The organism is Duganella aceris, from assembly GCF_011090165.1.
GTDB classification, from domain to species: Bacteria; Pseudomonadota; Gammaproteobacteria; order Burkholderiales; family Burkholderiaceae_D; genus Rugamonas; species Rugamonas aceris.
The window spans coordinates 135,944-162,046 of the sequence record NZ_JAADJT010000005.1 but is presented as its reverse complement, the minus strand read 5'-3'; the positions used below and the strand labels follow the sequence as shown (position 1 = coordinate 162,046).

At 63.6% G+C, this 26,103-nt stretch carries 26 protein-coding genes and 2 tRNA genes; 18 read left to right on the top strand and 10 right to left on the bottom strand.

Going from position 1 to position 26,103, the window contains the following annotated elements:
- Positions 1 to 128 precede the first annotated feature (128 nt).
- From GW587_RS12505 to GW587_RS12495, 3 genes are all read left to right on the top strand, one after another.
- Positions 129 to 887, top strand: a complete 759-nt coding sequence (locus tag GW587_RS12505) for an SDR family NAD(P)-dependent oxidoreductase (protein WP_166103105.1) — start codon at positions 129 to 131, stop codon at positions 885 to 887.
- A gap of 201 nt (positions 888 to 1,088) precedes the next feature.
- Positions 1,089 to 2,210 carry a Gfo/Idh/MocA family protein gene (locus GW587_RS12500; protein ID WP_207393464.1) on the top strand — a complete coding sequence of 374 codons (1,122 nt, stop codon included), beginning with the start codon at positions 1,089 to 1,091 and terminating at the stop codon, positions 2,208 to 2,210.
- A 78-nt stretch (positions 2,211 to 2,288) separates the two neighbouring features.
- Positions 2,289 to 3,173 carry a LysR family transcriptional regulator gene (locus GW587_RS12495; RefSeq protein WP_166103102.1) on the top strand — a complete coding sequence of 295 codons (885 nt, stop codon included), beginning with the start codon at positions 2,289 to 2,291 and terminating at the stop codon, positions 3,171 to 3,173.
- 201 nt (positions 3,174 to 3,374) lie between these two features.
- Here GW587_RS12495 and GW587_RS12490 read toward each other — a convergent pair whose 3' ends face one another.
- From GW587_RS12490 to guaB, 6 genes are all read right to left on the bottom strand, one after another.
- A complete protein-coding gene (locus GW587_RS12490; RefSeq protein WP_229259420.1) occupies positions 3,375 to 3,557 on the bottom strand; it encodes a phosphoribulokinase in 183 nt (60 codons plus the stop codon).
- Between the two features lie 85 nt (positions 3,558 to 3,642).
- Positions 3,643 to 4,041: a hypothetical protein gene (locus GW587_RS30990; RefSeq protein ID WP_207393463.1), complete on the bottom strand. Its 399-nt coding sequence runs from the start codon at positions 4,039 to 4,041 to the stop codon at positions 3,643 to 3,645.
- 176 nt (positions 4,042 to 4,217) lie between these two features.
- Positions 4,218 to 4,287: transfer RNA gene (locus GW587_RS12485), tRNA-Gly, on the bottom strand.
- 14 nt (positions 4,288 to 4,301) lie between these two features.
- Positions 4,302 to 4,370: transfer RNA gene (locus GW587_RS12480), tRNA-Cys, on the bottom strand.
- Between the two features lie 112 nt (positions 4,371 to 4,482).
- Positions 4,483 to 6,093 (bottom strand): glutamine-hydrolyzing GMP synthase, encoded by a 1,611-nt coding sequence (gene guaA, locus GW587_RS12475; RefSeq protein WP_166103099.1) that lies wholly within the window; start codon positions 6,091 to 6,093, stop codon positions 4,483 to 4,485.
- 66 nt (positions 6,094 to 6,159) lie between these two features.
- The gene (gene guaB / locus GW587_RS12470) at positions 6,160 to 7,632 is read right to left on the bottom strand and encodes an IMP dehydrogenase (protein WP_166103096.1); all 1,473 of its coding nucleotides are present in this window, start codon (positions 7,630 to 7,632) and stop codon (positions 6,160 to 6,162) included.
- 211 nt (positions 7,633 to 7,843) lie between these two features.
- Here guaB and GW587_RS12465 point away from each other — a divergent pair, with 211 nt between their 5' ends.
- From GW587_RS12465 to GW587_RS12435, 7 genes are all read left to right on the top strand, one after another.
- Positions 7,844 to 8,464 carry an FxDxF family PEP-CTERM protein gene (locus GW587_RS12465; protein WP_166103094.1) on the top strand — a complete coding sequence of 207 codons (621 nt, stop codon included), beginning with the start codon at positions 7,844 to 7,846 and terminating at the stop codon, positions 8,462 to 8,464.
- A 112-nt stretch (positions 8,465 to 8,576) separates the two neighbouring features.
- A complete protein-coding gene (locus tag GW587_RS12460; protein WP_166103091.1) occupies positions 8,577 to 9,089 on the top strand; it encodes a DUF4124 domain-containing protein in 513 nt (170 codons plus the stop codon).
- A 67-nt stretch (positions 9,090 to 9,156) separates the two neighbouring features.
- The gene (gntR, locus tag GW587_RS12455) at positions 9,157 to 10,185 is read left to right on the top strand and encodes an HTH-type transcriptional regulator GntR (RefSeq protein ID WP_166103088.1); all 1,029 of its coding nucleotides are present in this window, start codon (positions 9,157 to 9,159) and stop codon (positions 10,183 to 10,185) included.
- Positions 10,186 to 10,289: 104 nt separating this feature from the next.
- On the top strand, positions 10,290 to 10,817 hold the full coding sequence (locus GW587_RS12450) for a gluconokinase (protein WP_229259419.1): 528 nt from the start codon (positions 10,290 to 10,292) through the stop codon (positions 10,815 to 10,817).
- A gap of 78 nt (positions 10,818 to 10,895) precedes the next feature.
- Entirely contained in the window at positions 10,896 to 12,236 is a 1,341-nt protein-coding gene (locus GW587_RS12445) for an MFS transporter (RefSeq protein ID WP_371875584.1), read from the top strand.
- Between the two features lie 16 nt (positions 12,237 to 12,252).
- The gene (locus GW587_RS12440) at positions 12,253 to 14,622 is read left to right on the top strand and encodes a GH36-type glycosyl hydrolase domain-containing protein (RefSeq protein ID WP_166103083.1); all 2,370 of its coding nucleotides are present in this window, start codon (positions 12,253 to 12,255) and stop codon (positions 14,620 to 14,622) included.
- 81 nt (positions 14,623 to 14,703) lie between these two features.
- Entirely contained in the window at positions 14,704 to 16,905 is a 2,202-nt protein-coding gene (locus tag GW587_RS12435; RefSeq protein ID WP_229259418.1) for a glycoside hydrolase family 3 C-terminal domain-containing protein, read from the top strand.
- A gap of 3 nt (positions 16,906 to 16,908) precedes the next feature.
- Here GW587_RS12435 and GW587_RS12430 read toward each other — a convergent pair whose 3' ends face one another.
- On the bottom strand, positions 16,909 to 17,757 hold the full coding sequence (locus tag GW587_RS12430) for a substrate-binding periplasmic protein (RefSeq protein ID WP_166103078.1): 849 nt from the start codon (positions 17,755 to 17,757) through the stop codon (positions 16,909 to 16,911).
- Positions 17,758 to 17,904: 147 nt separating this feature from the next.
- On the opposite strand from GW587_RS12430, the gene GW587_RS12425 reads away from it, so the two are divergent.
- On the top strand, positions 17,905 to 19,119 hold the full coding sequence (locus GW587_RS12425; protein WP_229259417.1) for an esterase/lipase family protein: 1,215 nt from the start codon (positions 17,905 to 17,907) through the stop codon (positions 19,117 to 19,119).
- On the opposite strand, the gene GW587_RS12420 is transcribed toward GW587_RS12425, so the two are convergent.
- Entirely contained in the window at positions 19,073 to 19,393 is a 321-nt protein-coding gene (locus tag GW587_RS12420) for an RnfH family protein (RefSeq protein ID WP_166103075.1), read from the bottom strand. The genes GW587_RS12425 and GW587_RS12420 overlap by 47 nt on opposite strands.
- A complete protein-coding gene (locus GW587_RS12415; RefSeq protein WP_166103073.1) occupies positions 19,383 to 19,817 on the bottom strand; it encodes a type II toxin-antitoxin system RatA family toxin in 435 nt (144 codons plus the stop codon). The genes GW587_RS12420 and GW587_RS12415 overlap by 11 nt, the downstream gene beginning before the upstream one ends.
- A 75-nt stretch (positions 19,818 to 19,892) precedes the next feature.
- On the opposite strand from GW587_RS12415, the gene smpB reads away from it, so the two are divergent.
- The 3 genes from smpB (at position 19,893) to GW587_RS12400 (ending at position 21,748) form a co-directional block, all read left to right on the top strand.
- Positions 19,893 to 20,342 (top strand): SsrA-binding protein SmpB, encoded by a 450-nt coding sequence (gene smpB / locus GW587_RS12410; RefSeq protein WP_166103070.1) that lies wholly within the window; start codon positions 19,893 to 19,895, stop codon positions 20,340 to 20,342.
- A gap of 143 nt (positions 20,343 to 20,485) precedes the next feature.
- Positions 20,486 to 21,196, top strand: coding sequence for a hypothetical protein (locus tag GW587_RS12405; protein WP_371875583.1), 711 nt, complete (start codon positions 20,486 to 20,488; stop codon positions 21,194 to 21,196).
- Positions 21,197 to 21,748: a FlgO family outer membrane protein gene (locus GW587_RS12400; RefSeq protein ID WP_166103068.1), complete on the top strand. Its 552-nt coding sequence runs from the start codon at positions 21,197 to 21,199 to the stop codon at positions 21,746 to 21,748.
- Here the strand turns inward: GW587_RS12400 and GW587_RS12395 are convergent.
- Positions 21,745 to 22,587: an NAD-dependent protein deacetylase gene (locus tag GW587_RS12395; RefSeq protein ID WP_166103065.1), complete on the bottom strand. Its 843-nt coding sequence runs from the start codon at positions 22,585 to 22,587 to the stop codon at positions 21,745 to 21,747. The genes GW587_RS12400 and GW587_RS12395 overlap by 4 nt on opposite strands.
- Before the next feature lie 104 nt (positions 22,588 to 22,691).
- On the opposite strand from GW587_RS12395, the gene GW587_RS12390 reads away from it, so the two are divergent.
- Genes GW587_RS12390 through GW587_RS12375 form a run of 4 tightly spaced genes read left to right on the top strand, consistent with a single transcriptional unit; the run spans position 22,692 to position 26,075 of the window.
- Positions 22,692 to 23,255: an RNA polymerase sigma factor gene (locus GW587_RS12390; protein ID WP_229259415.1), complete on the top strand. Its 564-nt coding sequence runs from the start codon at positions 22,692 to 22,694 to the stop codon at positions 23,253 to 23,255.
- Positions 23,252 to 24,013 (top strand): zf-HC2 domain-containing protein, encoded by a 762-nt coding sequence (locus GW587_RS12385; RefSeq protein WP_166103060.1) that lies wholly within the window; start codon positions 23,252 to 23,254, stop codon positions 24,011 to 24,013. Before GW587_RS12390 ends, GW587_RS12385 begins: the two co-directional genes overlap by 4 nt.
- Positions 24,010 to 25,383, top strand: coding sequence for a S8 family peptidase (locus tag GW587_RS12380; RefSeq protein WP_371875582.1), 1,374 nt, complete (start codon positions 24,010 to 24,012; stop codon positions 25,381 to 25,383). Before GW587_RS12385 ends, GW587_RS12380 begins: the two co-directional genes overlap by 4 nt.
- Entirely contained in the window at positions 25,380 to 26,075 is a 696-nt protein-coding gene (locus GW587_RS12375; protein ID WP_371875581.1) for a TorF family putative porin, read from the top strand. Before GW587_RS12380 ends, GW587_RS12375 begins: the two co-directional genes overlap by 4 nt.
- Positions 26,076 to 26,103 lie beyond the last annotated feature (28 nt).

Sequence of the window (26,103 nt, the reverse complement as noted above, 5' to 3'; positions counted from 1 at the left end):
AGGATGAGATGGCATTGAAATAAACTATGTACCTCCATATTTTATTTGACACAAGCAATACGGTCGTACATACTTATTGCAATGCGTAATGATACGCAGCCCACTCAAACTGACATTTAAGGATGTACATGAACAACCCCGCCACCACTCCAGTAGTACTGATCACCGGCGCATTGACCGGTATTGGACGCGCCACCGCTGTAGCCTTCGCCCGCGAAGGCGCACACCTTGTTGTTTCCGGTCGCCACGACGATGCTGGTCAAAAACTGGCGATCGAGCTGCGCGAGCTGGGCGCTCAAGCTGAGTTCGTCAAAGCCGATGTCCGCAACGACGACGAAGTACGCAACCTGGTCGATCAAACGGTGGCGCGCTTCGGCCGCCTCGACATCGCGGTCAACAACGCAGGCACCGAGGGTCAGCCGGGACCAATCACCGAGCAGACAGCTGACAAATTCGCCGCCACCTTCGACACCAATGTCTTGGGAGTTTTGCTTAGCCTGAAACACCAGCTGCGCGTAATGCAGCCACAGGGCAAAGGTAGCATTGTCAACATCTCCTCGGCATTCGGCAAAATCGGTGCACCCGGCGCCTCAGTGTACGCCGCCAGCAAGCATGCGGTTGAAGGACTGACCAAGTCGGCAGCATTGGAAAGTGTGTCGTTCGGCGTGCGCGTCAACGCGGTGGCGCCCGGCCCGATCCAGACCGGGATGCTGGATCGCTTCGCCGGCGGTGAGGAAGTGAAAAGCTATCTGGCTAACGGGCTCCCAATGAAACGCCTCGGCGAGGCCAATGAGATTGCCAATGCGATTATCTTCGTCGCATCCGATACGGGATCCTATATCACTGGCCAGTCAATCAGCGTTGATGGTGGCCGCACCGCGCTGTAATCAGAAACCCACGCCCGTCCGCAGTGAATCACTACGGACGGGCAATCGATTCAAACAGACAGCCAAAAAGTTACTTCGTCCTTTACGGATGTTTTTGTCCGATATCTTCGTCACTCGGGCCCATTTTTCTAACGTGCGAACTAGCCTAGTATTCCTCGCCTGAAGTCCCCGATATCGAAGTCAACTTTTTGGAGAAAATTTATGGTTAACACTATCACCAACCCCGGCACAGGCAATGCAAAAATCCGCGTCGGCATCATCGGCGCGGGCAACTGGGCCGAGTACGGGCATATCCCATCGCTCAAGCTGTTGCCGGATTATGAACTGACCGCCGTGTTCAGCCGGGACGACAACAAAGCCAAGGACCTGGCGCAACGCCACGGCTTCAAATATGCGGTGACATCGCTGAAAGAGCTTGTGGAACACCCGGAAGTCGACTTCGTCCTGGTTCTGACGCCGGCGCCGCAGCACGAGGAAGGCATTCGCGCCGCGATCGCTGCGGGTAAAGACGTCTATTGCGAGTGGCCGCTGACGCCCAAGCGCGCATTATCGGCAGAGCTGATGGAGCTCGCGGAAGAGGCCGGCGTCCGGCATATCGTAGGCCTTCAACGTCGCCTCGGCCCTGACTACCGTTACGTACGGCAGCTACTCGCCGACGGTTACATCGGTGACCTGCGCTCCGTTCGGCTGCACATCAGCGTCGAGTATTTCAAGCAGCTCCGCATGGCGGCACTGTATTACACCGTTCCAGAAGCAAACTTTTCCAGCCTGCTGTCCATTTACGGTGGTCATTTCCTTGACGTCTTGTTCACCCATTTTGGTTTCCCGGTCACGATGAACGCGCTGACGGTGAATCAGTTCAAGGAAATTACCATCGCGGAAACCGGTGTCACCCAGGCACACACTTCTCCGGACCAGGTTGTGCTGAGTGGCACCTTCTCCAATGGTGCTGTGCTCTCCGTGCACCTGGAAGCCGGCAAGCTGAATAACTATGGACTGCAGTTGGACCTCACAGGCAGCAAAGGCGACCTGAAAGTTTATAACTCTAGTAGTTTCGGCGACACGTTCAATGTCATTGAAGGCGCACAAGGCGAAGGCCAGCCACTGAAGGTACTTCGAGTGCCGGCTGAATATAACTGGCTGCCCGCGACTGACATGGGCGGCAGCGCCGTCGAGTTGGCCCACCTTTACGCGGCCTACGCACGCGACGTGCGGGAACGCACAGCGCTGGCCCCCACTTTCCGCGACGCGCTGAAGATGCACGACGTCATCGAGGCAATCGACGCGTCGAACCGCACCGGCACCCGAGTAACGCTTACGTAGTCACACCAGAAGACTGGCGCTGGTTAAGCCTAAGTCTTCTGGGCGTGCTCACAATTGATGCAAAAAGAGACCTAATTTATGGACAGTCTAAGTGGAATTTCGATATTCGTCAGAGTTGCGGAAATTCGCAGCTTCACCGAGGCTGGCCGCCTTTTAGGTGTTTCGTCGTCCGCAGTAGGGAAAAGTATCGCCCGCATCGAGGAGCGCCTGAAGGTCAGGCTATTCCACCGCAGCACGCGCAGCATAACGTTGACTACCGAGGGAGCATTGTTTCTCGATCGCTGCCGCCGCATACTTAGCGAGGTGGAGGCTGCGGAAAACGAGTTGTCGAACGCGGTCACTACGGCCAAGGGCAAACTGCGCATTAGCCTCCCACAACTGACCAGTTTTCTGATGCCCGTGCTCGAAAGGTTCATTGCGCAACATCCCGAGATTGAACTCGACATCGACTTGTCCGATCGCATGGTCGACGTCATCGAAGAGGGCTTCGATCTCGTGGTGCGAACCGGCGACCAGCCCGACTCGCGACTAATTTCCCGCCGCTTGGGAACATTTCCGCAAGTGCTCGTCGGGGCCGCGTCTTACTTCAAAAAACACGGTATTCCGAGGCGACCAGGTGAACTCAGTGAACATGCATGTCTACTACACCGCTTCCACGGCAGTGGAAAACTGGAGCCCTGGCCCCTACACTACCCCGACGGCGAATCAGTGCCAGTTTTACCGGTTGCCGCCATCAGCAACACCATAGAGGCGGTCAGTTATCTCGCACAGAAAGGGCGCGGGATAGCGCTCCTACCGATCTTTATGGTCAGTGACGGATTGGATAGTGGCGAGCTACTAACCGTTCTCGATGAATACATGGACCAGAACATCACCGTAAGTATGCTGTGGCCCGAGACGCGCTACGCGTCCCCTAAACTTAGGGTCTTCATCGATTACCTAGGTCAAAACCTGGGAAATTAATCAGACCTACATGTAGCGACTTGCATTCGAAAATCGACCGACCTGCGTACATCGGCTTTTTGGACCGAAATTAACAGCCTCCAGCGCGTACTTCAAACCCGAGATAACTGCGAATGAACCTGCAATCATCCGGATCGACCAGCATTACAGCGGCATGAACCGGAATTAATTGCGACTGGCCGGGCCACCGTGAGGCGAGCTTTAAATTGGCAGGCCGGCTGCCAGCATGCGTTCACGGATCTCGGCCGTGCGCTTCGGTTCGAGCTGTTTACAGAACATTGCGCGGATCTCCGCTGCTCTGGCGTCGAACTGCTCGGTCATGTCCTTGAGCCGGTAGCCGTGGCGCGCCAGGGTCGGCTCCAGATCGTCGAGTTGGCGCGACATGATCGTATTCACAAATTCTGCAGTGACGGTTTCTCTTCCGTCTGGTATCCCGCTTCGAGGGCCAAAGTCAGATGCAACTGAACCGTCAGGGCGTGCGTAGCTTGGCGGCCAACATGTCGATCGCTTCAGCTGTAAAAATATCGGCCGGCTCGGCCTCGCCGCCGGTGCTGGCGGCAAGCAGCCAATGGATGTAGTCGCGCTGGCTCCCAACAATGCCGTCCAGATTGAATACGTCGGTACAGTAGTCGATTTTTTCCATCGTCGGTCGGCGCAGGCCGTTACGCAGTTTGGGATGGCCAGCTAGGATGACCGACACCCGGCCGCCGACGTCCTCTACGACCTCCATAAGGCGCTTGAGGCCGATGAGCGTGTGGCCGTTCAAGTCGTGCGCTTCATCGATGAACATTGCAGCCGGCCGCTTGCCCTTTTTCACAAGCTCCTGCAACTCGCGCTCGCGCCGTTCTTCCTGTTTCGGGATCTGCACCTGCTTATCCTGCGACAGGTCGTAGTAGAGTGCTGCGATCAGGGTCGCCAGGGCGACTGGTCGGTTAGTCGAGCCAAGAGGAAGGCAGGGCATATGCGGAAACGAAACTAGCCCCACTCCCCTTCTTACGTGCCGAATGCAAAAAGGGCAGCCACAACGGCTGCCCTTCAACATACTGGAGCGGGAGAGTCTCGAACTCTCGACCTCAACCTTGGCAAGGTTGCGCTCTACCAACTGAGCTACTCCCGCTTGGAGTTTTGGAGCGAGGATCGGAGTCGAACCGACCTACACGGCTTTGCAGGCCGCTGCAAAACCGCAAAAAGGCCGCTTACTGACTCAATAACGCCTTGATCCAAATCGTGAACGCCATTAATAATTCAACGCCGAACACAAGGAAAATCCAATATTTTCCTTTAAATTCATGGACTTATGGCGGACTCCTCACTCCCACTCGATGGTCGCCGGTGGCTTGCCCGAGATGTCGTAGACCACGCGGTTGATGCCGCGCACTTCGTTGATGATGCGGTTCGACACCTTGCCCAGCAGCGCGTGCGGCAGGTGCGCCCAGTGCGCCGTCATGAAGTCCTGCGTCTGCACCGCGCGCAAGGCCACCACGTATTCGTAGGTGCGGCCGTCGCCCATCACGCCCACCGATTTAACCGGCAGGAACACGGCGAACGCTTGCGACGTCGCTTCGTACCAGTTGGTCGGCACGCTGTCCTGGTCGAAGCCTGGAACAACCACCGGCTCGTACGGCGTATTGCGCAACTCTTCGATGAAGATGGCGTCGGCGCGGCGCAGCAGGTCGGCGTAGTCCTTCTTGACTTCGCCGAGGATGCGCACGCCCAGGCCCGGACCCGGGAACGGGTGGCGGTACACCATGTCGTGCGGCAGGCCCAGCGCGACGCCCAGCTTGCGCACTTCGTCCTTGAACAGTTCGCGCAGCGGCTCCAGCAGCTTGAGCTTCATGGTCTCCGGCAGGCCGCCCACGTTGTGGTGCGACTTGATGGTCTGGCCCTTCTTGCCCTTGCCGGCCGATTCGATCACGTCCGGATAGATGGTGCCCTGCGCCAGCCATTTGGCGTTGACCAGCTTGCCCGATTCGACCTGGAACACTTCGACGAATTCGCGGCCGATGATCTTGCGCTTCTGCTCCGGATCGGTGACGCCGGCCAGGTGGCCCATGAACTGCTCTTCGGCGTCGACGCGGATCACTTTGACGCCGAGGTTCTTGGCGAACATGTCCATGACCATCTGGCCTTCGTTCAGGCGCAGCAGGCCGTGGTCGACGAACACGCAGGTCAGCTGGTCGCCGATGGCGCGGTGGATCAGCGCGGCGGCCACCGACGAGTCGACGCCGCCGGACAGGCCGAGGATCACGTCGTCGGTGCCGACCTGGGCGCGGATCTTCTCGACCGCTTCCGAAATGTAGTCGGGCATGTTCCAGTCCGATTTGCAGCCGCAGATCTCGTGCACGAAGCGGCCCAGGATGGCCTTGCCCTGCACCGTGTGCGTCACTTCCGGGTGGAATTGCACGGCGTAGAAACGCTTGTCCTCGTCGGCCATGGCGGCGATCGGGCAGCTCGGGGTGCTGGCCATCAGCTTGAAGCTCGGCGGCATTTCCAGCACCTTGTCGCCGTGGCTCATCCAGACCTTCAACATGCCGTGGCCTTCGTCGGTGACGAAGTCGTTGATGCCGTCGAGCAGCTTGGTGTGGCTGCGCGCGCGCACTTCGGCGTAGCCGAATTCACGCACCAGGCCGTTCTCGACCTTGCCGCCCAGCTGCGCCGCCATGGTCTGCATGCCGTAGCAGATGCCCAGCACCGGCACGCCCAGTTCGAACACGGCGTCCGGCGCGCGCGGCGCGTCGCCTTCCAGCGTCGAGCTGTGGCTGCCCGACAGGATCACGCCGGCGGCGCCGTAGTTGCGGACGAATTCGTCGCTGACATCGTACGGGTACACTTCCGAGAACACGCCGGAGTCGCGCACGCGACGCGCGATCAGCTGGGTGACCTGGGAACCGAAATCGAGAATGAGGATTTTAGAGTGCATGGAGTAAGCCGATGAAGATGAGAATATAGAAAAACGCCGGCGGTAAGCGCCGGCGTTGCAAGGGTCTTAGTCGCCGGAACGGTAGTTCGGCGCTTCCTTGGTGATTTGCACGTCGTGCACGTGCGATTCGCGCATGCCGGCCGAGGTGATCTCGACGAATTCCGCCTTGTTGCGCAGTTCGTCGATGGTGGCGCAGCCGCAGTAACCCATCGATTGACGCACGCCGCCGACCAGCTGGAAGATGATCGCCAGCACGCTGCCTTTGTACGCGACGCGGCCTTCGATACCTTCCGGTACGAACTTGTCGGCCTTCATGGTGGCGTCCTGGAAGTAGCGGTCGGCCGAGCCGTCCGACATCGCGCCCAGCGAGCCCATGCCGCGATACGACTTGTACGAACGGCCCTGGTACAGGATCACTTCGCCCGGCGCCTCTTCGGTGCCGGCAAACATCGAGCCCATCATCACGGTCGACGCGCCGGCGGCCAGCGCCTTGGAGATGTCGCCCGAGAAGCGGATGCCGCCGTCGGCGATGCAGGGCACGCCGGTGCCTTCCAGCGCTTCGGCGACGTTGGAGATCGCGGTGATCTGCGGCACGCCGACGCCGGCGACGATACGCGTGGTGCAGATCGAGCCAGGGCCGATGCCGACCTTGACCGCGTCCGCGCCGTATTCGACCAGCGCCTTGGCGGCGGCGGCGGTGGCGATGTTGCCACCGATGACGTCGACGTGCGGGAACTTGGTCTTGATCCATTTCACGCGGTCGAGGATGCCTTGCGAGTGGCCGTGCGCGGTGTCGACCACCAGCACGTCGACGCCGGCCGCGACCAGCAGCTCGATGCGCTCTTCATCCTTGGCGCCGACGCCGACTGCGGCGCCGACCAGCAGCTTGCCCTGCGAGTCTTTCGACGCCAGCGGGTGCTCGGTGGATTTCTGGATGTCCTTCACCGTGATCAGGCCGCGCAGTTCGAACGCATCGTTGACCACCAGCACGCGCTCCAGGCGGTGCTTGTTCATCAGGCGCTTGGCTTCGTCGCGGTCGGCGCCCTCGGCGCCTTCCTTCACGTACACCAGCTTTTCGCGCGGGGTCATCTTGGCGCGCGCCTCGGCGTCCAGTTCCTGCTCGAACCGCAGGTCGCGGTTGGTGATGATGCCGACCACTTCCTTGCCTTCGACCACAGGGAAGCCGGAAATACCATATTGCTCGGTCAGCTTGATGACGTCGCGGATCTTCATGGTCGGCGGAATCGTGATCGGATCACGCAGCACGCCGGCCTCGAAACGCTTGACGCGCGCCACTTCGCGCGCCTGATCCTTCGGATTCAGGTTCTTGTGGATGATGCCGATGCCGCCCTCTTGCGCCATGGCGATGGCGAGACGGGCTTCGGTGACCGTATCCATCGCGGCGGACAGCAGCGGGATGTTGAGGCTGATATTTCGGGTCAGGCGAGTCTTGAGGGACGTATCGGCAGGCAGAACGTTCGAGTACGCTGGGACGAGAAGCACGTCATCGAAGGTGAGTGCTTTTTGAAGTAGACGCATAGTATTTCCTATAGGCGCAAAGCGGCATTATACAGGAAGAAACGCTCAGCGTCGTAAACCTCCCCAAACTTCCTGCAGCCCGCCAAAACATTTCCACGAAGACATGACTAATATTGTTTTGACATTGCACAATACATTTTCTATAATCAACTCCATGCTAGCGCTGGCAACTATCCGGTTATCGCCTGGCTGACAATAAAGGGGATCTCACATGAAAAAAATAGCTTTGATGGCAGTGGTGGCGCTGGCAGCGTTCAGCGCCCAAGCGGATACGATCACCGGCCTGCACAACACCGGCTCCGGCACCGGCACCGACGACTATTACCTGGTCGACGGCCACGCCGCCTACATCACCACCAGCGGTTCGTTCCCGTTCGGCTACTGGACCGAGAACACCGGCACCTCGAAATGGCTGACGCCGACGTCGGCCCAGGGCGCGACCTTCGATCCATCGTCCGATGGCACCTACACCTGGACCCTGAACTTCAACCTGGGCGCGCAATACAACGCCAGCACCGCGTCGTTCAGCGGCCACTTCGGCGCCGACAATTCGGCGATCGCCTACCTGAACGGCGTCGAGATCGGCACCACCGGCGGCTTCGGCGCGGCCGACTTCAGCAGCTTCACGGCCGCTTCGGGATTCCATACCGGTAACAACGTATTCTCGGTGGTCGTCACCAACTTCGCCCAGAACGGCGGCAACCCGACCGGCCTGCGCGTGGAGTTCGATCAGTCGAGCGTCGCCGCAGTACCGGAGCCGGAAACCTACGCCATGCTGCTTGCCGGCCTGGGCATGCTCGGCCTCGCCGCGCGCCGCCGCAAAGCCAGGTAATTCCCGCCTCACCGACCACCTCCGAGCGGAGGTGGTCGCCCCGCCCTGTGCGTGTCCATTGACAGTTGCCGTAAATCATGGCGAAATCTGGTACACGAATAGGAGCGACACCATGACATCCCGAAGCAACACCGTTCCTCTGCGCGCCCTGGCTGGCGCCCTGCTGCTGGCCGCCTGTCCGCTGGTGCTGGCCCAGTACATGTGGCTGGATGACAAAGGCGTCAAGCAGCTCTCCGACCGCCCGCCGCCGCCCAACGTGCCGGCCAAGCGCATCCTGAAGGCGCCCGGCAAGCCGCTGTTCAATCCCAACGCGCCGGCGGAAGCCGAGACCGAGCCGGCGCCGGCCGCCGAACCGAAGCGCCCGCCGACGCTGGCCGAGCGCAACGCCGACTTCAACAAGCGCAAGACCGACGCCGCCGCCGCCGAGAAAAAGGCCGGCGAGGATGCCCAGCGCAAGGCCGATATCGCCGCCAACTGCGACGGCGCCCGCAAAAATCAGCTGGCGCTCGACCAGGGTGTCCGCCTCAGCAGCTACGACAAAAACGGCGAACGCGGCGTCATGACCGACCAGGAACGCGATGATTTGCGCAAAAAGACGCAGAAAGTTTTGGCTGAGTGCAAATAGCCACTCTCCATTCGGCGGCAAGCTGCCGTATGATATCGCTATCAATATCCCTGGATAAGTATTACTGATGACCAAGACACAAACGGGCAAGAGCCGCGCCAGCGGACGCATCACCCTGGCCATGGTGGCCGAGATGGCGGGCGTGGCGACGATGACCGCGTCGCGCGCGATCACCCAGCCGGACATGGTGTCGCAGGCGCTGCGCGACCGGGTCGACAAGGCCGTGGCCGAACTGGGCTACGTGCCCAACCGCGCCGCCCGCGCGCTGGCCTCGTCGCAGTCGAAGGTGATCGCGGTGCTGGTGCCGTCGCTGTCGAACGCGGTGTTCACCGAGGTGCTGGCCGGGATCCAGGACGCGCTCGACGCCGACGATTACCAGATCCTGATCGGCAATACCCGCTACTCCGACAAGGAAGAGGAAAAGCTGATCGGCACCTATCTGCAATCGAATCCGGACGGCATGCTGCTGTCGGGCCTGAGCCACAGCCCGCGCGTGCAGCAGATCCTCACCACCTCGCGCGTGCCGGTGGTGTCGATGATGGACATGTCGACCGATCCGACGCAGATGACGGTGGGCTTCTCGCAGTTCCAGGCCGGCCATGCGATGACGCGCTACCTGATCGACAAGGGCCACAAGCGCATCGGCTTCATCGGCGCGCAGCTGGATGAACGGACGCTGCGCCGCGCCGAGGGCTATCGCAAGGCGATGCAGGAAGCCGGCCTGGCCGACGCCAGGCTGGAGGTGATGGTGGCCGAGCCGTCCACCATCGCGCTCGGCGCCGAGCTGGTGGGCCGCATGCTGGCGCAGGCGCCCGATTGCGAGGCGATCTTCTGCTGCAACGACGACTTGGCGCACGGCGCCATTTACCAATGCCAGCGGCGCGGCATTCCGGTGCCGTCGCAGCTGGCCATCTGCGGCTTCAACGACCTGCCAGCTTCGGCATGGATGAATCCGTCGCTGACCACCATCGGCACGCCGCGCTACCGCATCGGTTTCGAAGCCGCGACGCTGCTGCGCGCGGTGATCAAGGGTGAGGATCTGCCGACCCGCCAGATCGACCTCGGCTTCACCTTGATGGCGCGCGAGAGCGCATAGACCCCGGGCTGCGGCTGCTGCGCCGCAGCATCAAATCTTGTTTACAAATTCCGCCAAGCGGTTACACTGCACCCAACACTGTTAGCGCTATCATTTAAGGCAATATGAGTAATCAACTGTGCTGGGTCATCATGGGCGTCAGCGGATCGGGCAAGAGTTCGGTCGGGCTGCAACTGGCGACGGCGCTGGGCGTCCCCTTCATCGAAGGCGACACCTTCCATTCCTACGCCAACGTGGCCAAGATGTCGGCCGGCGTGCCGCTGACCGACGCCGACCGCGCCGATTGGCTGCAGGCCCTGCACGGCCAGATCCACGAGGCGCGGCAACGCGGCGCGGGCCTGGTGCTGTCGTGCTCCTCGCTGAAGCGCCGCTACCGCGACCTGCTGCGCAGCGCCGATCCGGAACTGCGTTTCGCCCACCTGGCCGGCCCGCGCGAGACCATCGCCGCGCGCATGGCTGGACGGGCCGACCATTACATGCCAACCTCGCTGCTCGACAGCCAGTTGGCGGCGCTCGAACCGTTGCAGGCCGACGAAGCGGGCATCGTGCTCGACATCGCGCAGCCGACGGCGGAACTGGTGCGCGAAATTTTGAACTACCGGGCTCTCTCCGGGGTGGTACCGCCGCGCTGATACAGACAGCGCTCCGCCCCGTTCGGGCAGTGTGGCCTTGGTTGCACTGCCTGTTTTTACATGTGTTTGAAAGCGATCGTGGAAAAAAAACTCACCTGGCGTGAAAAAGTCAGCTACGGCGTCGCCGATATGGGCTTCAATTTTTATTGGACCAATATCGCGACCTTCCTGCTGATTTACTATACCGACGTCTTCGGCATCTCGGCCGCCGCCGCCGCCTCGATGATGTTCACGATCAAAATCATCAACGCCTTCACCGATCCGCTGATCGGCGCCGCCGCCGACCGCACCTCGACCCGCTTCGGCAAGTTCCGCCCCTACCTGATCTGGGTGCCGGTGCCGCTGGCCTGCGCCGCGATCCTGACCTACACCACGCCCGACCTGACGCACGACGGCAAGATCGTCTGGGCCTACTGCACCTATCTGCTGATGATGGTCTGCTACACCTGCATCAACATTCCGTACAACGCCTTGTCCGGCGTGCTGTCGTCGGATCCGCAGGAGCGCTCCACCGTCAACGGCCTGCGCTTCATCTTCGCCTTCGCCGGCGGCACCCTGGTCACCGCCGCCACGCCGGCGCTGGTGTCGTGGCTCGGCTCCGGCGACGACAAGCGCGGCTGGCAGCTGACGATGCTGGTGTGGAGCGTGTTCGCCTCGATCCTGTTCGTGCTGACCTTCATGAATACCCGCGAACGCATCCAGCCGGCGCCGACGCAAAAGTCCAACGTCTGGCAGGACATCCGCGACCTGTCGCAGAACCGTCCCTGGGTGGCGCTGTTCTTCCTGGCGCTGATCATCATGATCACCATCACGCTGCGCACCACCAGCGCCGCCTACTACTTCAAATACGTGGTCGGCCGGCCGGAACTGATGCAGGGCTTCGTCCCCGCCTACATGATCTCGGCCGCCGTCGGCGCCTCGCTGACGCCGTTCATGACCCGCTTCATCGACAAGCGCAAGCTGATGATGATCCTGATGACCATCACCGCCATCCTGTCGTCGGCCTTTTTCTTCGTGCCGAAGGACCAGGTCACGCTGATGTTCGCGCTGCAGATCGGCATGGGCCTGGCGCTGGGGCCGAAGTCGCCGCTGGCCTTCTCGATGTACGCCGACACCGCCGACTACAACGAATGGCGCACCGGCCGCCGCGCCACCGCGATGACCTTCGCCGCCGCCACCTTCTCGCAGAAGCTGGGCACCGCGATCGCGGTCGCGGTGATCGGCTGGCTGTTCACCCAGCTGGGCTACGTGGCCAACGTCACGCAGTCGGCCGGCTCGCAGGCCGGCATCCTGTGGCTGATGTCCTTCATCCCGGCCGCGTTCGCGGTGCTGGCGGTGATCATCATGTTCTTCTATAACCTCGACAACACCAAGCTGATTCAGATCCAGGCGGATCTGGAGGCGCGCAAAACCACTTAATAACGGAGATCGTTTCATGTTACGCCCCACCCACAATGGCGACCGCTACGAACTGACCAGCCCCACGGCGATGCCGCGCGCGGCGGGCTTCCTGTGGAACCAGAAGATGATGATACAAGTGACCTGCCGCGGCTACGCCACCGCGCAGTTCATGCAGCCGGAACCCGCCAAGTACGCCTACGCGCCGAACCTGGAGGCCAAGACTTTCATGCAGCCGGAGCAGAACTACTACGCGCATCATCCGGGCCGCTTCTTCTACATCAAGGACGAGGAAAGCGGCGAGCTGTTCTCCGCGCCGTACGAACCGGTGCGCGCGCCAGTCGACAGCTACACCTTCTCGGTCGGCAAAAGCGACATCGCCTGGACCATCGAGCACCTGGGCCTGCGGATCGAGCTGAATCTGAGCCTGCCGACCGCCGACGTGGTCGAACTGTGGTCGCTGCGCGTGACCAATCTGTCCGGCCGCGCGCGCAAGCTGAGCGTCTATCCCTACTTCCCGATCGGCTACATGTCGTGGATGAACCAGTCCGGCGAATACCGCGCGGACCTGGGCGGCGTCGTGGCCAGCTGCGTCACGCCGTACCAGAAGGTGACCGACTACTTCAAGCAGAAGGACTTCAAGGACAAGACCTACTTCCTGTGCGAGGAAGCGCCGCTGGCGTGGGAAGTACAGCAGATGGCCTTCGAAGGCGAAGGCGGCCTGCACGCGCCGTCGTCGATCAGCGCCGAACAAATGGGCAACAGCGACGCGCGCTACGAGACCCCGACCGCCGCCGTGCAATACCGCCTGGCGCTGGCCGCCGACGAAAGTCACGACTACCGCTTCATCTTCGGCCCGGCCTTCGACGACGCCGAGATCAAGGCGGTGCGCGCCAAGTACCTGAGCGCCGCCGCCTTCGCCGCAGCCAAGGCCGATTACGCCGGCTACATCGCCGGCGGCCGCGGATGCCTGCAAATCAACACGCCGGACCAGGAGCTGGACAACTTCGTCAACAACTGGCTGCCGCGCCAGGTGTTCTACCACGGCGACGTCAACCGCCTCAGCACCGATCCGCAGACCCGCAACTACCTGCAGGACAATATGGGCATGAGCTTCATCAAGCCCAGCGTGATGCGCGCCGCCTTCCTGCACGCGCTGTCGCAGCAGGAAGCCAGCGGCGCCATGCCGGACGGGATCCTGCTGATCGAAGGCGCGGAACTCAAATACATCAACCAGGTGCCGCACACCGACCATTGCGTATGGCTGCCGGTCGCGCTCAAGGTCTATCTCGACGAGACCAACGACTACGACATCCTCAACGAGGACGTGGTCGGCCACGAAAGCGGCATCGCACTGACCGTCTCCGAACGCGTCAGCAGCGCCATGGACTGGCTGCTGCAAGCGCGCGACCATCGCGGCTTGAGCTACATCGCGCAGGGCGACTGGTGCGATCCGATGAACATGGTCGGCTACAAGGGACGCGGCGTCTCCGGCTGGCTGACCGTGGCCACCGCCTATGCGCTGAACCTGTGGGCCGACATCTGCGAGAAAGCCGGCGCCAGCGCCTCGCTGGCCGAAAGCGCGAAGCACTTCCGCGCCGGCGCCAGCGCGGTGAACAAGGCCGCCAACGCGCATCTGTGGGACGGCGAATGGTTCGCGCGCGGCATCACCGACGACAACGTCACCTTCGGCATCAGCAAGGATGTCGAAGGCCGGATCTGGCTCAACCCCCAGGCCTGGTCCATCCTGGGCGGCGCGGCCGGCGAGGCGCAGCGCGCCAGCATGCTGACGCAGGTGGACCAGCAGCTGTCGACACCCTACGGCGTGCAGATGTTCGCGCCGCCGTTCAGCGCGATGCGCGACGACGTCGGCCGCGTGACGCAGAAGCATCCGGGTTCGGCGGAGAACGGCGCGGTCTACAACCACGCCGCCATCTTCTACATCTACAGCCTGTACACCATCGGCGAGAGCGAACGCGCCTATCAGCTGCTGCGCCAGATGATCCCGGGCCCGGACGAGGCCGACTACCTGCAACGCGGCCAGCTGCCGGTGTTCATCCCGAACTACTATCGCGGCGCGTACAAGGAATACCCGCGCACCGCCGGCCGTTCCAGCCAGTTGTTCAACACCGGCACGGTGTCGTGGGTCTATCGCTGCTTCATCGAGGGCCTGTGCGGCTTGATGGGCGACGGCGACGCGCTGCTGGTGAAGCCGCAACTGCCGAAGCACTGGGACGGCATCAAGGTGGTGCGCGAGTTCCGTCATGCCACGTTCAACGTATCGATCCAACGCGCCGACGTCGCCGAGATCCAGGTTTCATGCGATGGTAAACGTTTGACTGATGCGCGCGTCACCGGTATTGTGGCGGGCGGAGCATATGCGCTGGACGTTCTGATCCCGCGCTGACCGATCAATTCAAAATTATAAGGACACGGCAAAAGTATGAAGAAGCGTCTCTGGCTGTCATTGGCACTGGTTTATCCCCTCATGTTAACCGGCGCCGCGCACGCCGCGGACGACAGCAAGCCCTGGCTGAACGCCAGGCTGTCGCCGGACGCGCGCGCCGACCAGCTGGTCAAGGCGATGACGCTGGATGAAAAAATCCAGACCGTGTTCGCCTACTTTTCCACCGAGTTCACACCGAAGAAATTCGAGCAGCCGAAGGAAGGCCGTCCCGATTCGGCCGGCTACGTGCCGGGCATCGCCCGCCTGGGCCTGCCGCCGCAATGGCAGTCGGACGCCGGCGTCGGCGTCGCGACCCAGGCGGTGTCGAAGAAACCGTATGAGCGCACTTCCCTGCCGTCCGGCCTGGCCACCACCGCGACCTGGAATCCGCAACTGGCGTTCGCCGGCGGCGCGATGATCGGCAGCGAGGCGCGCAGCAGCGGCTTCAACGTGCTGCTGGCCGGCGGCGTCAACCTGATGCGCGAGCCGCGCAACGGCCGCAACTTCGAATACGGCGGCGAGGATCCGCTGCTGGCGGGCGTCATGGTCGGCGAGCAGATTCGCGGCATCCAGTCCAACCACATCATCTCGACCGTCAAGCACTACGCCGTCAACGACCAGGAGACCAACCGCAATCACGTCAACGTCAAGATCGACGACGCACCGGCGCGCATGTCGGACCTGCTGGCGTTCCAGATCGCGATCGAGCACGGCAAGCCGGGCTCCGTGATGTGCGCCTACAACCGCGTCAACGGCGACTATGCCTGCGAAAACGACTATCTGTTGAACCAGGTGCTGAAGCAGGACTGGGGCTTCCCCGGCTTCGTCATGTCCGACTGGGGCGCGACCCACTCGACCATCCCCGCCGCGTTGAACGGCCTGGATCAACAGTCCGGCTACCCGTTCGACAAGTCCGCCTATTTCAACGAGGCGCTGAAGGAAGCCGTGGTCAATCGCCACGTGCCGGAAGCGCGCCTGAACGACATGGTCAAGCGCATCACCCGCACCATGTTCGCCAACGGCGTCGTTGAGCATCCGGTGGCGGCGCCGACGTCGGCCAGCGCCGGCATCGACTTCGCCGCGCACGGCAAGGTGACCCAGGCGGATGCTGAAGAATCCATCGTCCTGCTGAAGAACTACGACAATCTGCTGCCGCTGAAAGCCGGCGTACGTTCGATCGCCGTCATCGGCGGCCATGCCGACGTGGGCGTGCTGTCCGGCGGCGGTTCGGCGCAGGTGTATCCGATCGGCGGCTCGGCGGTGCCGAACGAGGGTCCGACCCACTTCCCGGGTCCTATCGTGTACCACCGCTCGTCGCCGATGCAGGAGCTGGCGGCGCGCAGCAAGGCCAAGATCAGCTACAACGACGGCAAGGACCTGGCGGCGGCGGCCAAGCTGGCGGCGTCCAGTGATGTCGTCATCGTGTTCGGCAACCAGTGGCTGGCCGAGAGCTTCGATGCGCCGGACCTGAACCTGCCGGGCCAGCAGGACGCGCTGATCGCCGCCGTGGCCAAGGCCAATCCGAAAACCGTGGTGGTGCTGCAGACCGGCGGCCCGGTGGTGATGCCGTGGCTGCATAACGTCGGCGCGGTGGTGGAGGCCTGGTACTCGGGCACCAGCGGCGGCGCGGCGATCGCGCGCGTGCTGTCGGGCGAAGTCAATCCGTCCGGCCGCCTGCCGGCCACCTTCCCTGCTTCGGTGGCGCAGCTGCCGCGCCAGGTGATCGACGGCGACGGCAAGACCAAGGATGAAAACATCCTGGAAAAAGTCAGCACCGACTACAACATCGAAGGCGCGGCCATCGGCTACAAGTGGTTCGACCTGAAGGGCCACAAGCCGCTGTTCCCGTTCGGTTACGGCCTGTCGTACACCAGCTTCGCCTACTCGGACTTGAGCGCGAAAGCCGGCGCCGACGGCGTCGAAGTCAGCTTCACCAGCAAGAACACCGGCAAGGTCGACGGCAAGGCGGTCGGCCAGGTGTATGTGTCCAAGGTGGGCGGCGGCTGGGAAGCGCCGAAGCGTCTGGCCGGTTGGGACAAGGTCGCGCTGAAGGCCGGCGCCAGCGGCAAGTCGACCGTGCGCATCGATCCGCGTCTGCTGGGCATGTACGACAGCGCCAGCAAGACCTGGAAGGTCGCCGGCGGCGATTACGTCGTCACGCTGGCCGAATCGGCCGGTGCGACGCCGGCCGCAAGCGTCAAGCTGCATCTCGACGCCAAGACCGTCAACGTCAAGGGGCAGTAAGCCCTATTCGGGCGCCGACAGGGCCGCGAGCAGCGGCCCGTTGGCTTGCCTGGCGAGGCGCTTGACGGTGGCGTCGTCGAAGTATTTGGCGTACAGGGCGGGCAGCACCTGCTCGCTCACCATGGTCTTCAACGCCGCCGCATAGCGCATGCGCGCGGCGGTCGACACGGTTTTCTTCGACAGGTAGACGCCGGTGAAGCGCGGCGTCGCTTCCGGCAGCGTGATCACCGAGGTGCGGTCCTTCAGGTTCCCGCTTTTCAGATATTTGGTGTAGATCGGCGGCGTGGCCAATGTGCCGTCGGCGCGGCCCATTTCCAGCTTGCCGAACACCGTTTCGAAATCATTCACCACTTCCAGCCGGCCGGCGGCGGCCAGCAACGACAGCTGCGTTTCGACGGCGGCGTCGTAGTTCATGCCGCGCGTGACGTTCAGGCGTCCGGTGCCGCGCGCGACGAAGTCGCCCAGGCTGGTGTAGGGCCGACCGGGCGTGTTCGACAGCACCAGATCGTATTGCAGATAGGCGTATGGCAGGTAGCGGGCGTAGACATCGCGCTCGGGCGTGCGCAGCGCGGCCATCGTCATATCGATGCGTCCGGCCTCCAGCTCGACGAACAGGCGTTGGCGCGGAAACCACAGGAATTCGAACTTGCAGCCGGTGCGGCGCGCGATCTCGTTGACCACGTCGACCGAGATGCCGCCGATCTTGCCGTTCGCTTCGCGGAACGAGGAATAACCAAGGTCGCTCAGGCCAACGCGCGTGACGGGCGGGCATTCGGTGCCGGCGTGCGCGCCGGACAGGCTGACCCACAAACCGGCAATCACGACTATGCGGGTGTGCTTGCTACGTCTCATTTTGGTCTCGTGGTGGCGATGAAGTAAGTGTATCTTAGGTTGATCGTTCCCGGCGAGGAAGAGGCATTGCGGCAAGATCACTTTGCAACAATGCAAAGCGGCGCGGCTTGGAGGCGGCACAATATACACTGCCGCCAGGGGACCGATATGCGACTGACTCCAATCAAACAACTTGAACTGCAGCGCGCGCTCGCCGACGCGGGGGGCGAGGTCATCGTCCCACCGCCGGCACATGGCGTGGCGCCGTCGCTCGCACCGGCGGCCGACGCCGACCTGATGATCGTGCAGCGCCGCGACAGCGGCTGCATCCAATTCGGCTTCCCCTCGCCCGGGCGGACGCTGGTGCCGGAGGCCTGGCGCGGCGCGCAGTGGATCGTGCGGGCGGCCTTGCGCGCCAGGGAGCGGATGACGCAGGCCGCCATCGAGGCGGTCGAAGCGCACAGCAAGCCGGAAGGCCTGGTCAGCCTGCGACACGGCCCGGGCGCGCCGCAGGCGCCGGTCCCCGCTGCGGAGCTGGCGGCGGCGCGCGGCCGCAGGGTGCTGTTGCTGGTGCACGGCGTGTTCAGCTCGATCGAAGGCGCGTTCGCCGATCTGGCAGGCGACGCTGGGCTGCACGAGCTGCTGCGGCGCTACGACGGCCGTGTGTTCGGCTACAACCATTGGACCATCGCCAAGACGCCACAACAAAACGCGCTCGACCTGCTGGCGCACATCCCGGCCGACGCCGGCTGGGAACTCGATATCCTGTGCCACAGCCGTGGCGGACTGGTGGTGCGCTCGCTGCTGGCCGATACATCCGACGACGCGATGCTGGCCGCCATCGCACGTCAGCGGCGCGGCCGCATCACGCTGGTCGACAAGGTGATGTTCGTGGCGGCCGCCAATCAAGGCTCGCCCTTGGCGGAACCGGAACAATTGCGGCATTTCCTCAACGTGGCGGCGATGCTCGCATCCTTCAGCGGCGGCATGGCGCTGGACGTGGTGATCGGGCTCGCGCGGATGGTGGTGTCGCTCGGCTTCGATCGGCCCAGCGTGCAAGCATTGGCGAGCGGCTCGGCACTGGTCGCGGCCTTGAACCGCAGCGGCACCCTGCTGGACGGCGCACACACCGCATACGCCCGAGCCAATTTCGATTTCGGCGAATCGCCGCTGGAGCGCACCGGCGCCCTGATCAACCGCGCGCTGATGGCTTCGACCGACAACGACGTCGTGGTGCCCTACGCCACCGCGCTGCTACCCGACGCGCGCGACAACCATGTACTCAGCTTCGGGACGCCGCAGCACAAACAACACGAAGTCTGGCACACCGAATTCTTTAAGCAGGAGGCGCTGCAGCGTTTTCTGCTGCGGCATCTGGCTTAGGCTTGCGGCGGCGGCGGGCGTTTTTGGGGTCGGCGATCAGGGGGCGGTAGATTTCGATGCGGTCGTGCTCGCGCAGGACCGTGTCCAGCGTTCTTTTCTTGGCGTAGATGCCGACCGCCATCGCGGCCAGGTCGATACCCGGCACTTCCCGCAACACGCCGCTGAGCGCGATCGCCTGCTCGATGGTCGTGCCGGCCGGCACCCGCAGCGCGCGCAGGAATTGCGCCGCGTCGCTGGCGTAGCAGACCTCGATGTTGAAGGTCTCAGCTGCCATACACGGTTTCCGCCCGCTTGCAGAAGGAATCGACCATGCTGTTGGCGATCATGCCGAACACCGGCCCCACCAACTGCTCCAGAATCATGTTGGAAAACTCATAGTGCAGGTCCAGCTCGATCTTGCAGGCGTCCTCGCGCAACGGCTTGAAGGTCCAGACGCCGTCCAGGGTCTTGAAAGGACCGTCCACCAGCTTCATCTTGATCAAGGTGGACGGCGTGTTTTCGTTGGCCGTGGTGAAGCTTTGCTTGACGCCATGGTAGTTGATGCCGACGCTGGCGACCACCGTGTTTTCACCCCGCTCGCGAATGTCGACGCCCCCGCACCAAGGCAGGAATTTGGGATAGTCCTCGACCTTGGCGACCAGATCGAACATCTGCTGCGCGCTGTAACCGAGGAAAACTGATTTGTGTACTACTGCCATTGTCTAACCATTTGCTATAGTGTTGGATTATTGGCGTGCCTGGGCGCGCAGCAGTAGTTTAACCGATACCAACACATGACCATAGCCGACAACAAAAAAGCCTTTTTTGACTACTTCATCGAGGACCGCTACGAAGCGGGCATCGTGCTCGAGGGTTGGGAAGTCAAGGCCATCCGCGACGCCCGGGTGCAGATCAAGGAAGCCTACGTCACCATCAAGGGCGACGAGCTGTACCTGTTCGGCGCCCACATCAGCGCCCTGCCGACCGCCTCCACCCACATCAGCCCGGAAGCGGTGCGCACCCGCAAGCTGCTGCTGCACCGCTCGGAGATGGACAAGCTGATCGGCAAGGTGACCCGCTCCGGCTACACGCTGGTGCCGCTGAACCTGCACTACAAGGGCGGCCGCGTCAAATGCGAGATCGGCCTGGCCAAAGGTAAGAAAATGCACGATAAACGTGCCACAGAGAAAGATCGCGACGGCAAGCGCGAAGTCGCCCACGCGATGAAGACCAACGTCCGCTAGAAAACTGTTGCGCATGCTGTACACAACCCGGTCCCGCGCCGGGTTTTTTATGCGCCGGAGAATTTCTAACTAGAAACATCCATGCTAAACTGAGAGCAGGATGATTTTACATTCGCGGCCCGGCCATGGGCGCGGATCGGACAGTGACTTTTGACGACGAGGCAATGATGGCGCTGAAAACTGCAACGGCTTTGGTGGCCGGAATACTACTCGCAGGATGTGCGTCGCGCTACACGCCGACTCCGCTGCCGGCCAATTTCCCGGTCGCGAAGCAGGCCAAGCTGCAAGCGGCCGGGCACTGGGGCGTGATCGTCGACGATATCGAGAAACGCATCGTGGCCGAGCTCAAGAAAAGCCCGCCGCGTCCGGTGTTCATCGCCGAAGCGCGGGATCCGACGCCGTTCCAGCGCGCGCTGGCGACCCAGCTGACCACGTCGCTGGTCAACGACGGCCACACCGTCTCGCGCAGCCCCGCCGGCTCGCTGCGGGTCGATCTGGACGTGCAGGCGCTGACCTTCGCCGCCGACCGCCCGCAATACCGCAACCACGGCCAGCTGGCGTCGCTGGGCGCCGGCATCTGGACGACCCGCGACACGCCGGTCAAACTGGAAGTCGCCTCCTCCGGCGGCGCGCTGGACACGCGCGACACCTGGAACGCCCAGTTCGCGCCCGGCGAGACGCCGAAGACCGAGGTCATCGTCACCGTCTCGGTGTCGGACCAGTACCGTTACGTGGCGCGCAATACTTCCGCCTACTATGTGGCCGATACCGATCGCATGCTGTACGGCATCATCGATCCGCTGCCGCAAGAACCTCAATTGACCAGGATCTTCAAAGTCCGTGGAGACATGTAAATGATGCAATCCCTGGCCCGCGTCGCCCTGCTGGCATTGCCGCTGCTGTTGGCGGCCTGTTCCTCCACGCCGAAGAGCGACGAAGGCAATTACGCCACGATTTCCTCCAACCAGTTTATCGACGCCAACTACAAGGCGGCCGATTCGCTGATGCGCCAGCTCAGCGGCAAGCTGATGGCCGACAAGCCGCTGATCATGGCCACCATCGTCAATATCGATGCGCTGGAGCAGACCACCACCCTGGGCCGGCTGGTGTCCGAGCAGCTGTCGACGCGCCTGTCGCAAGGCGGCTTGAGCATGCTGGAGATGAAGTTGCGTAACAGCGTCTACCTGAAACGCAACCAGGGAGAGCTGATGCTGACCCGCGAGATCGGCGAAGTGGCCACCAGCCACAACGCGCAGGCGATCGTGGTCGGCTCCTATGCCGAGACCAGCGACATGGTGTTCATCAACGTCAAGGTGATCCAGCCGAACACCAACTTCGTCATGGCCGGCCAGGATTATGTGCTGGCCAAGGAAGCCATCGTCCGCTCGATGTTGCAGCGGAATTAAAGCAGCAGCGGCAGCACCTCGGTTGCCGACGCCTCCACTTTCAATCCGATCAGGTCGTCCGCCCGGGTTTTGCCCAGGTTGATGGCTGCGATCGGCTTGCCCGCCGCAGCCGCCAGCTTGCAAAAGCGGTAGCCTGAAAATACCATCAACGATGAACCGACCACCAGCAAGGCGTCGGCCTGCTCCTGCATGCGCAGCGCGGCGGCGGTGCGCTCGGCCGGGATATTGTCGCCGAAGAAAATGACGTCCGGCTGCAGGGTGCCGCCGCAGGCTTCGCAGGACGGCATGTGGAAATCCTGCAAGGCGTCCAGTTCGATTTCGGCGTCGCCGTCGGGCCGCGCTTCGGGGACGATTTCGCCGCCGGCGCCGCCGCTCGCGGCCAGCGCCGGATTGGCCGCCGTCAGCCAGGCCTGGATCGCGGCGCGTTCATAGCTGGCGCGGCAGTCGAGGCAGATCACGCCGTGGATGTTGCCGTGCAGTTCGATCAAGTTGCGGCTGCCGGCACGCTGGTGCAGGCCGTCGACGTTTTGCGTGATCAGCGCGGCGATGCGGCCGGACGCCTCCAGCTCGGCCAGCGCGCGGTGGCCGGCGTTGGGATCGGCCTGCGCCAGCGTCGGCCAGCCGGCCATGCTGCGCGCCCAGTACCGGCGCCGCACCGCCTCGGATTTGCGGAAATCCGGCCCCTGGATCGGCGTGCGGCCACGGCGGACGCCTTCCTTGTCCCGGTAATCGGGAATGCCGGAGGCCGTGCTCAGGCCGGCGCCGGTCAGCACCAGCACGCGCTCGTGGCGTTGAAGAAAGTCGTGAAGTTGGTCTAATTGAGGATTCATGGTGTGCATGGTAGCCGAATCCCGGTGTTAGCATGCAAGGCTCAAATAATTTCCGGATTTGTAGAACCGTTTGTAATCGGCAAGGTATTAACGGTGAACAATGGAGGATGTGGATGGCGTTGACGACCTCGGATCAGGATGAGGTGCAGTTGTTGGGCAGAATCGCTGCCGGGGATAAACACGCCTTCGAGGCGCTGTACCGGGCGTATTTTCCGCGTTTATCGCGCTTTATCGGCCGCATGACGCGCAGCGCGCCGCTGATCGAGGAAGTGGTGAACGACACCATGTTGGTGGTGTGGCAAAAGGCCGCCAGCTTCGACGGCAGTTGCAAACCGTCCACCTGGGTGTTCGCGATCGCCTATCGCAAAACGTTGAAGGGGCTGAAGGCCAGCGACGAGCCGATCGAGTCGGACGCCGCGCTGTACGAGGACGAGGCCGGCAACCAGCCGGAACAGGCGTTCGGCCGGCAACAGTTGCAGCACACCGTGGCCGCGGCGCTGGACCAGTTGCCGGTGGCGCAGCGGGCCGTCATGGTGCTGACCTATTATCATGACATGGCTTACGCCGATATCGCCGACATCGTCGAGTGCCCGCTGAACACGGTCAAGACCCGCATGTTTCACGCGCGGCACCGATTGAAGGATTTGTTGTGGAACGAAAGAGAGAGCAGTCAATGAACGGGCGCGTTTTTAGAATCGATATCCCGGCGCACCAGGCGGTGCAGGAATTGCTGCCGTGGTACGCGAACGGACAGCTGGCGCCGGACGAGGCGCGGCGGGTGCACGAACATCTGCAAGGCTGCGCGCAATGCCGCCGGGACCTGGAATGGGAGCACGGCATGCACGCCGAGGCGGCGCGGGCGCAGGACGAGACGCCGGCCGGGCTCGACATGGAAGCGGCGCTGGGGCGGCTGATGCCGGCGCTCGGGCCGCAGGAGCGCGACGGCGCGGCCGGTGTTCGCCAGTCGGCCGGGCAAGCGGCGCCTGACAGCAGCGGCTGGACCCAGGCCGACGGCCAGGCGCCTGAGCAGCCGGAAGCCGATGGCAAGCGCGCGACCGGCGTGCGATGGTGGCGCGCGGCGGCGGCCAACCAGCCTTCGTGGCTGCGCTGGGCGATGGCGGCGCAGTGGGTGGTGATCGCCGGCCTGGTGGCGCTGCTGGTGCGTCCGGGCGGCGAGCCGGCCGACTACCGCGTGCTCGGCTCGGGCGTGGCGGCGGGCGGCAACCTGGTGGTGGTGTTCCAGCCCAACACCAGCGAGCGCGAGTTGCGCCGCATCCTGCAGGCACAGAACGCCCGCGTCGTCGACGGCCCGACCGTCACCGACGCCTACCTGATCAACGTCCCGGCCGCCGGCCGCCACCAGGCGCTGCAATCGCTGCGCGCCGAGTCCGCCGTCAAGCTGGTCGAGCCGCTGGATGGAGGTAGCACGCCGTGAACACTTTCCGCATGCGCGTGGCGACGCTGCTGGCCTGCATGGCCTGTCTGGCCTGTGTGGCGGCGCTGGCCGTCGGCACGGCGCGGGCACAGGAGCAGCCGGCGCCCCGGCAAGCGCCGCCGGCCAGCGCTAGCCACGAGTCGGACGAGCATCAACTGCTGGTCATGCTGCGGCTGCCGGCGGCCCACTACCGGCCGGACGCCAGCTACGGCGGTCGCTACCTGGACGACAGCGGCCGCGCCGCGCGGCGCCGCCGCGCCGAGGAGCTGGCGCGCCAGCACGGGCTGACGCTGGTGGACGACTGGCCGATGCCGGTGCTGGGTCTCGATTGCTACGTGATGCGCTATCCCGACCACGAAAGCGCCGAGCACGTCATCTCGCTGTTGACCCGCGACGCGCAAGTGGAATGGGCGCAGCCGGTGGCACGCTTCAGCGGCATGGCGCAGGGCCAGGCACAGGAGCCGGCCAAGGCGGCCGCCGCCAACGCCGCCAATGCCGCCAACGCCTCCGCCGCCGAGCCGCTGTACCCGGTGCAACCCGCCGCGCGCTACTGGCATGTCGCCGAGCTGCACCGCTACACGACCGGCCGCGACATCAAAGTGGCCGTGATCGACAGCGGCATCGACGCCACCCATCCCGACTTGCAGGGGCAACTGGCGGTGAACAGCAACTTCGTCGACGCCGGACCGACGCCGCCCGAAAGCCATGGCACCGCCGTGGCCGGCATCATCGCCGCGCGCGCGGGCGGCGGCGGCATCGTCGGCGTGGCGCCGCAGGCGCGGCTGATGGGCCTGCGGGCCTGCTGGCAACTCCCCGACCAGGCCACCCGATGTAACAGCTTCACGCTCGGCAAAGCCATCAACTACGCGATATTAAACGGCGCCAAGGTCATCAACCTCAGCCTGTCCGGTCCGCCCGACAGGCTGTTGGACCGTCTGCTGGACGTGGCGCTGGAGCGCGGCATCGGCGTGGTCGGCGCGATCGACGCGCAGGCCGGCGGCCCGGCCTTCCCCGCCAGTCATCCCGGCGTGCTGGCGGTGGCCTCGCAGGCGCGCGGCGGCCAGGGCGCGGCCGGCGCGACGCTGCCGGAGCACCCGCTGCTGGCGCCCGGCAACGACATTCCCACCACCGCGCCCGGCGGCCGCTGGGCCTTCGTCAACGGCAGTTCCTATGCGGCCGCGCATGTGTCGGGCATGCTGGCCTTGTTGGGCGAATTGCAGCCGGGCGTGTCGCCCGCACAATTGCGCCGCCTGCTGCAACCGGCCGAAGCGCTCAACGCTGGTAACATCGACGCATGCGCCTCCATCTCCCGCCTCGTCCGCAATTGCGATTGCGCCCGCGCCTACTCGCAACGCGGCGCCGTTCCGTGAGCCCACCGTTGCGGGCGCTTGCCTGCCTGCTGTTGTTGCCGCCGCTGTACGCCGGCGCCCAGGTCGACCTGACCGGCAGCGTCTCGCTGCAATCGGAATACCGCTACCGCGGCCAGACCCCGGGCGGCCATGGCGCGGTGCCGCAGCTGACGCTCAATCTTGACGGCGCGGGCGGCTGGTATCTGGGCGGCTTCGCCAGCGCCGTCACCATCGGTGACCTGGACGGCTACAAGCTGCAAGGCTACGCCGGCTACGCGCAGCGGCTGCGCTCGGGCTGGAGCTGGGAGCTCGGTTGCAGCCACATCGGCTATACGCAGCTGCACGTCAACGACTTCCAGGAATGCTACGGCGGCCTGTCCGGCGAGCGCTTCAGCTCGCGGCTGTACTACGCGCCGCGCTACCTCGGCTACCCGGCGCGCGTGCTGTACGGCGAAGTCAACCTGTTCTACCCTATCCATCCCAGCTTCAACCTGATCGCCCACGCCGGCCTGCTGCACAGCCTGAGCGCCGGCGTCTGGCCCGGCATCCCCGCCAACTCGCGCTACGACGCCAGGCTCGGCGTCAGCATCCCGTTCGGCGACTGGACGCTGCAAGTGGCGCGCGAACACGGCCAGGACGACGGCATGCGCTACCGCGCCTATCCGGTGCATCCGTCCAAGGCCTGGAGCATGAGCGCGACTTATTCGTTCTGACTTTTGGAACCGCGCGGGCGCGGCAGGG

Excerpts from the sequence above, each read along its gene's own strand:
- GW587_RS12505 (WP_166103105.1), top strand. The coding sequence starts at position 129 with ATGAACAACCCCGCCACCACTCCAGTAGTACTGATCACCGGCGCATTG.
- GW587_RS12500 (WP_207393464.1), top strand. The coding sequence starts at position 1,089 with ATGGTTAACACTATCACCAACCCCGGCACAGGCAATGCAAAAATCCGC.
- GW587_RS12495 (WP_166103102.1), top strand. The coding sequence starts at position 2,289 with ATGGACAGTCTAAGTGGAATTTCGATATTCGTCAGAGTTGCGGAAATT.
- GW587_RS12490 (WP_229259420.1), bottom strand. The coding sequence starts at position 3,557 with ATGTCGCGCCAACTCGACGATCTGGAGCCGACCCTGGCGCGCCACGGC.
- guaA (WP_166103099.1), bottom strand. The coding sequence starts at position 6,093 with ATGCACTCTAAAATCCTCATTCTCGATTTCGGTTCCCAGGTCACCCAG.
- guaB (WP_166103096.1), bottom strand. The coding sequence starts at position 7,632 with ATGCGTCTACTTCAAAAAGCACTCACCTTCGATGACGTGCTTCTCGTC.
- GW587_RS12465 (WP_166103094.1), top strand. The coding sequence starts at position 7,844 with ATGAAAAAAATAGCTTTGATGGCAGTGGTGGCGCTGGCAGCGTTCAGC.
- GW587_RS12460 (WP_166103091.1), top strand. The coding sequence starts at position 8,577 with ATGACATCCCGAAGCAACACCGTTCCTCTGCGCGCCCTGGCTGGCGCC.
- gntR (WP_166103088.1), top strand. The coding sequence starts at position 9,157 with ATGACCAAGACACAAACGGGCAAGAGCCGCGCCAGCGGACGCATCACC.
- GW587_RS12450 (WP_229259419.1), top strand. The coding sequence starts at position 10,290 with ATGAGTAATCAACTGTGCTGGGTCATCATGGGCGTCAGCGGATCGGGC.
- GW587_RS12440 (WP_166103083.1), top strand. The coding sequence starts at position 12,253 with ATGTTACGCCCCACCCACAATGGCGACCGCTACGAACTGACCAGCCCC.
- GW587_RS12435 (WP_229259418.1), top strand. The coding sequence starts at position 14,704 with ATGTTAACCGGCGCCGCGCACGCCGCGGACGACAGCAAGCCCTGGCTG.
- GW587_RS12430 (WP_166103078.1), bottom strand. The coding sequence starts at position 17,757 with ATGAGACGTAGCAAGCACACCCGCATAGTCGTGATTGCCGGTTTGTGG.
- GW587_RS12425 (WP_229259417.1), top strand. The coding sequence starts at position 17,905 with ATGCGACTGACTCCAATCAAACAACTTGAACTGCAGCGCGCGCTCGCC.
- GW587_RS12420 (WP_166103075.1), bottom strand. The coding sequence starts at position 19,393 with ATGGCAGCTGAGACCTTCAACATCGAGGTCTGCTACGCCAGCGACGCG.
- GW587_RS12415 (WP_166103073.1), bottom strand. The coding sequence starts at position 19,817 with ATGGCAGTAGTACACAAATCAGTTTTCCTCGGTTACAGCGCGCAGCAG.
- smpB (WP_166103070.1), top strand. The coding sequence starts at position 19,893 with ATGACCATAGCCGACAACAAAAAAGCCTTTTTTGACTACTTCATCGAG.
- GW587_RS12400 (WP_166103068.1), top strand. The coding sequence starts at position 21,197 with ATGATGCAATCCCTGGCCCGCGTCGCCCTGCTGGCATTGCCGCTGCTG.
- GW587_RS12395 (WP_166103065.1), bottom strand. The coding sequence starts at position 22,587 with ATGCACACCATGAATCCTCAATTAGACCAACTTCACGACTTTCTTCAA.
- GW587_RS12390 (WP_229259415.1), top strand. The coding sequence starts at position 22,692 with ATGGCGTTGACGACCTCGGATCAGGATGAGGTGCAGTTGTTGGGCAGA.
- GW587_RS12385 (WP_166103060.1), top strand. The coding sequence starts at position 23,252 with ATGAACGGGCGCGTTTTTAGAATCGATATCCCGGCGCACCAGGCGGTG.